Source organism: Burkholderia sp. Se-20378 (assembly GCF_017104665.1).
Classification (GTDB): domain Bacteria; phylum Pseudomonadota; class Gammaproteobacteria; order Burkholderiales; family Burkholderiaceae; genus Burkholderia; species Burkholderia lata.
This window is the reverse complement of sequence record NZ_JAAGPG010000560.1, coordinates 1-5,175: the sequence shown is the minus strand read 5'-3', so window position 1 is coordinate 5,175 and position 5,175 is coordinate 1. Positions and strand designations below refer to the sequence as shown.

The 5,175-nt window shown below is 68.2% G+C and carries 4 protein-coding genes; 1 reads left to right on the top strand and 3 read right to left on the bottom strand.

All coding sequences use genetic code 11. The features are described from left to right. Window positions 1–133 precede the first annotated feature (133 nt). Window positions 134–1,075 (top strand): AEC family transporter, encoded by a 942-nt coding sequence (locus tag G3N93_RS33605; protein WP_174936063.1) that lies wholly within the window; start codon window positions 134–136, stop codon window positions 1,073–1,075. A 131-nt stretch (window positions 1,076–1,206) separates the two neighbouring features. On the opposite strand, the gene G3N93_RS33600 is transcribed toward G3N93_RS33605, so the two are convergent. The 3 genes from G3N93_RS33600 to G3N93_RS33590 form a co-directional block, all read right to left on the bottom strand. Then, window positions 1,207–2,382, bottom strand: a complete 1,176-nt coding sequence (locus G3N93_RS33600) for a LysR family transcriptional regulator (RefSeq protein ID WP_174947682.1) — start codon at window positions 2,380–2,382, stop codon at window positions 1,207–1,209. A gap of 61 nt (window positions 2,383–2,443) precedes the next feature. Continuing rightward, complete coding sequence (locus tag G3N93_RS33595) at window positions 2,444–3,172, bottom strand: aspartate/glutamate racemase family protein (protein ID WP_206134902.1); 729 nt, start codon at window positions 3,170–3,172, stop codon at window positions 2,444–2,446. 22 nt (window positions 3,173–3,194) lie between these two features. After that, window positions 3,195–4,745, bottom strand: coding sequence for an NCS1 family nucleobase:cation symporter-1 (locus G3N93_RS33590; RefSeq protein ID WP_174936060.1), 1,551 nt, complete (start codon window positions 4,743–4,745; stop codon window positions 3,195–3,197). Window positions 4,746–5,175: the final 430 nt, after the last annotated feature.

Genomic DNA, 5,175 nt, shown 5'->3' with positions numbered 1-5,175 from the left:
CGTTGCCTACAAGTTGCTTACGCAACCGATGCGCGACGGCGCGTGACGCACGGGGCAGCATGCGCCGCGTATTGGACGCGACCCGGCGGAACCATTAAGCTGGCGCGTTCCGGTTTCACGCAGCGTATTCCAGATGTCATCGACGATCGAGATTCTGTTGCCCGTGTTCGGGCTGATCGCGGCAGGGTTCCTGTGCCGTCGGCGCGGCGTACTCGGGCCGGCCGCGGCCTCGGAACTCAACCGCTTCGTCGTGTGGCTCGCGCTGCCCGCGCTGCTGTTCCAGATCATGGCGCATGCGTCGTGGCACCAGCTGTATCAGCCGGCCTTCGTTGCCACGTTCGCGCTGACCTGTGCGCTCGTATTCGTCGGCGTGCTCGCATGGCGCCTGTTTGCGGGGCGCGGACTCGCCGATGCGAGCATCGACGCGATCGCCGCGTCGTACCCGAACACCGGCTATCTCGGCTTCCCGCTGTGCCTGCTCGCGTTCGGCACCGACAGCCTCACGCCAACCACGATCGCGACCATTCTCGTGGCATGCGTGCTGTTCGCCGGCGCGATCGTGCTGATCGAGATCGGGCTACAGCGCGATCGCGCGCCGTTGCGGCTGATGTGGAAGGTGGTCGGTGCGCTGCTGCGCAACCCGCTGATCGTCGCGCCGCTGGCCGGCGTTTGCGTGTCGGCCGCGCAGGTGCCGCTCGGTGCGCCGGTCGATACGTTCCTGAAGTTGCTCGGCGGGGCCGCGAGCCCGTGTGCGCTCGTCAGCCTAGGGCTGTTTCTCGCGGAGAAGCGGGAGGCGTCCGGCGCGGCGCCGCGCGGCAGCGTTGCACTGACGGCGGTGAAGCTGTTCGTGCAGCCCGCGCTTGCGTGGTGGTTGGGTGTGCGCGTGTTCGCGCTGCCGCCGGTGCTGGCGCAGATTGCCGTCGTGCTCGCCGCGTTGCCCACCGGCACCGGCCCGTACATGCTGGCCGAGTTCTACGGGCGCGAAGCGCAGGTGACGTCGCGCACGATCCTGCTGTCGACGCTCGGGTCGATCGTGTCGCTGTCGGTGTTGCTCGTGCTGGCGCGGCACGCTTGATGTTGCGCGGTCGCTTATTCGCGTAGTACGTCAGCGCCCATCGCGTCTCGCGATCGGTTGTCGTGCCGTGCTGCCCGTCGGCGGGCTCGGGCTACCTATTTGTTTTTCGTCGCACCGGTCGATCGCGCCGGTCAATGCGACTTCGTCGAGAGCCGATGGATGCGTGCCGCATGGGCGACACGCGGTTGACGCGATGCGTGGCAATGCGTCGCCTGTCTGCGGCGCGTACGCCGTGTGGGCTCGGGCGTATCGGCGATGGCCGGCGTGGTCTTCGGGGCGTCCGCATCGGCCCCGGCGGCGGCCACTGCCGCAACGGCCGGCAGCCTCGCTTCCGCGTCGAGCCACGCGCGCGTCGCTTCGGCAATCAGCCCGCGCAACCAGCGCACGCCTTCGGTGCACTCGCCCGATTCGTTCCAGGTCATCCGGTACACGATGTCCGGCGGTTCGGCCGGCAGCGCGACGGCGGCGAGCGGCAGCAGCTTCGCATAGTGCCGCGCGAGCCGGTACGTGGTGGTCAGCAGCATGTCGGTGCGCACCAGCGCGTGCGCGGCGAGTTCGAAGTGCGGCAGCGTGACGACGATCCGCCGCTGCAGGCCCACGCGTTCGAGCTGCCTGTCGATCGCGCCGGACGCTTCGAGCCACGACGGCGTCGGGCACAGCTGCGGCGCTTCGGAAAAATCGCCGGCCGTCATCGTGCCGCGCCGCGCGAGCGGATGCGTCGCGCGCATCAGGCACACGACGCGATCGTCGAACAGGTCGTCCTGCCGGAACCGCGACGAGCGCGCGGGGCGATTGTCGATCACGACGTCGAGCTCGCCATCGGCCAGCGCGCGCTCGTCGTCGAAGCCGTCGCCGAGCGGATGGAACACGAGCTGCGCATTCGGCGCGCGTTCGCGAAACAGCGCGACGAGCTTCGGCACGAACAGCACGTTCAGGTAGTCGGGGCAGCCGATCCGGTAGGTGCGCACCGACGTGCGTGCGTCGAACGTCGGTTGCTGGATGCGGATGAAGTCGATCACGCGCAGCGCGTTGCGCAGCGGTTCGATCAGCCGTGCGCCGAATTCGGTCGGCACCATCCCGTAGCGGCTGCGCACCAGCAGCGGATCGCCGAGCAGCGTGCGCAGGCGCTTGAGCGCGGCGCTGGTGGCCGGCTGCGACATGTTCAGGCGCACGGCCGCACGCGACACGGTGCGCTCGGTCAACAGCACGAGCAGGATGCGCATCAGCCGTGCATCGAGCACGTCGAGCGCGCCCGCGGCGTCGGACGCGTCGCCGGGCAGGGCGTTCGGTTCTAGTGGGTCCCGCATGCCGAACTACCTCCTGGCGACCCGATGCCCGAGTGCGACGCAGCAGCGGGCCGGCGGCGCATCATTGTGCGAAGGTGCCAGGCCAGCCGACGATCCGCTTCGGGCGCGGCGGCGCGTACGTGCGAACTTTCGACGTCTTCAGCTTCAGGCGCACCAGCGATTCGGCGAGCGCGACCGCGGCCGAGACGCCGTCGACGACCGGCACGCCCGTGCATTCCTCGATCTGCTGGTCGAGGCCGGCCATCCCGCCGCAGCCGAGGCAGATCACTTCCGCGTGATCGTCCTTCACCGCGCGCTGCGCCTGGCCGACGATCGACTCGATCGCGCGGGCCGGGTTCTCCTCGAGTTCGAGCACCGCGAGGCCGCTTGCACGCACCGATGCGCAGCGCGCGTCGAGCCCGGCGAGCTTCAGGCGATCCTCGATCAGCGGCACCGTGCGGTCGAGCGTCGTGACGACCGAGTAGCGATGGCCGAGCAGCATCGCGACGCTCGCGGCCGCTTCGGTGATGTCGACGACGGGCACCGTCAGCAGTTCCTGCAGGCCTTCGCGACCGTGTTCGCCGTAGCCGGCCTGGATCACCGCGTCGTACGGCTCGTCGTAGCTCAGCACGCGATCCATCACGGCGATCGCCGCGAGGTAGCTCTCGAAGTTGCCTTCGATCGACTCCGCGCCGAAGCGCGGCGTCAGCCCGACGATCTCCGTGCCGGGCGACGCGGCGGCCTGCGCCTGCGCGGCGATCGCGTTGGTGATCGACTCGGTCGTGTTGACGTTGACTACCAGGATCCTCATTGCGACTCCGTATGCGTGTGTTTCAGTGTTGGGCGCAGGCGACCGCGATGGATTCGCCCGAACGCTCCTCGTAGTGCCGGTTGCGATCGGCCAGCAGCCAGTACACGCTGCCCGCGATGGCCGCGCCGAGCAGCCACGAGAACGGCGTCATCGCGCTGAAGGCCGGTACGACGGCGAGCGTGATCGAGATCAGCGCGGACGGCACCAGCGCCGCGAGCGCCTTGCGGTTCACGCCGCGCGTGTAGAAGTAGGCGCCGGTCGGCGCTTCGGTATAGAGGTCGGGCACGTTCACGCGCTGCTTGCGCACGAGCCAGTAGTCGACCGTGATGATCCCGTACAGCGGGCCGAGCAGCGCGCCGAGGCCGGACAGGAAGTAGACGATCACGATCGGGCTGTTGTACAGGTTCCACGGCAGGATCAGCACGGCGACCGTCGCGCTGATCAGGCCCGCGCGGCGGAACGACAGGCGATGCGGCGCGAGGCTCGTCAGCACGAAGGCCGGCGCGACGAAGTTCGCCATGATGTTCACGGCGACCGTCACGATCAGGAACGCGAGGCAGCCGAGCACGAGGAACAGCTTGTTCGGCACCGTCGCGATGATTTCCGTCGGGCTGTGGATGATGTGGCCGTTCAGCTTGAACTGCGCGCCGGCGAGCACGAAGCTGATCGTCGCGAACACGAGGATGTTGACCGGCAGGCCCCAGAAGTTGCCCACACGCACCGTCTTCGCGCTCGGCGACGAGCGCGCGAAATCGCAGAAGTTGAGCACCAGCGTGCCGTAGATCGCGAGCCACAGCGAGCCGCCCGCGAAGATCTCCGTCCACATCCTGAAGCCGGTCAGCGGCTTGCCGATCGACATCGCGAGATGGCCGCCCGTGCGGCTGAACATCCATGCGGCGAGCGACAGCGTCGTGACGAGGATCACTGGCCCGGCCAGCCCCTCGTACTTGCGGACCATTTCCATTCCGTACGTGAGGATGCCGATCTGCACGAGCCAGATCGCGACGAACGTGACCCAGCCGAGTGTCGAGAGCCCGAAGATCGCATTCTGGTCGAACGCGGCGAGGCCCGGCCAGATCGCGGTGAGCAGCACGCGCAGCACGACCGACGCGAGATAGGTCTGGATCCCGAACCATGCGATCGCGATCACCGCGCGGATCATCGCGGGCAGCAGCGCGCCGTAGATGCCGAAGCTCATCCGGCTGATCACCGGAAACGGCACGCCGGTCTTCTGGCCCATGTAGCCGGTCAGGTTCATGAAGCAATACACGAGCACCGCGCCGATCGCGAGCGACGCGAGCATCTGCCAGCCCGACAGGCCGAGCGCGAACAGCCCGATCGCGAACGAGTAGTTCGCGATGTTGTGCACGTCGTTGGTCCACAGCGCAAAGATGCTGTAGCGGCCCCACGTCCGGCCCTCGGCCTTGGTCGGCGCGAGGTCGGCGTTGTGCAGCCGCGGGCTCAGCGCGGCGTCGCGCGCGGCCGAATCGGTTCGATGCGATGCGTCGTCCGCGCCGAGCACGATGCCCGGGCGGTGGGTGGCTTCCAGTTGCACGCCGTTGTCTCCTTCCATGTGCGGGGCGCGAAACCGGCAGCGTGGGAACGCTGCGCCGGCCCGGCCGCCGTGGACGTTATGTCTCGGATTTGTTCGCGAGTATGGAAGGCCCGCCCGGTGATGGGAAATTAAATATTCGGTTAGGCCTCATTTGAAAAATGAATGGAATGCGGGCGCCGGCGACGGCCGGTGCGGCACGGGAATTGCTCGCCAGCGGGCTCCATCCACATCGACATCAGCGGAGGTGTCATGCAGCGATATTCACTTCGTCATGTATCGCGAGCCGTCTTCGCCGGCATCCTGATTGCGGGCCTGGCGGCAGGGGCGGGCTGCCAGAAGAAGAGCGAAAGCGACAGCGGCGGCGCAAGCTCGGACACGAGCGCAACGGGCGGCATGTCGGCCGCGCCGTCGGGCACGCCGAGTAGCGGCGCGGCCGGCCGCAGCGGCA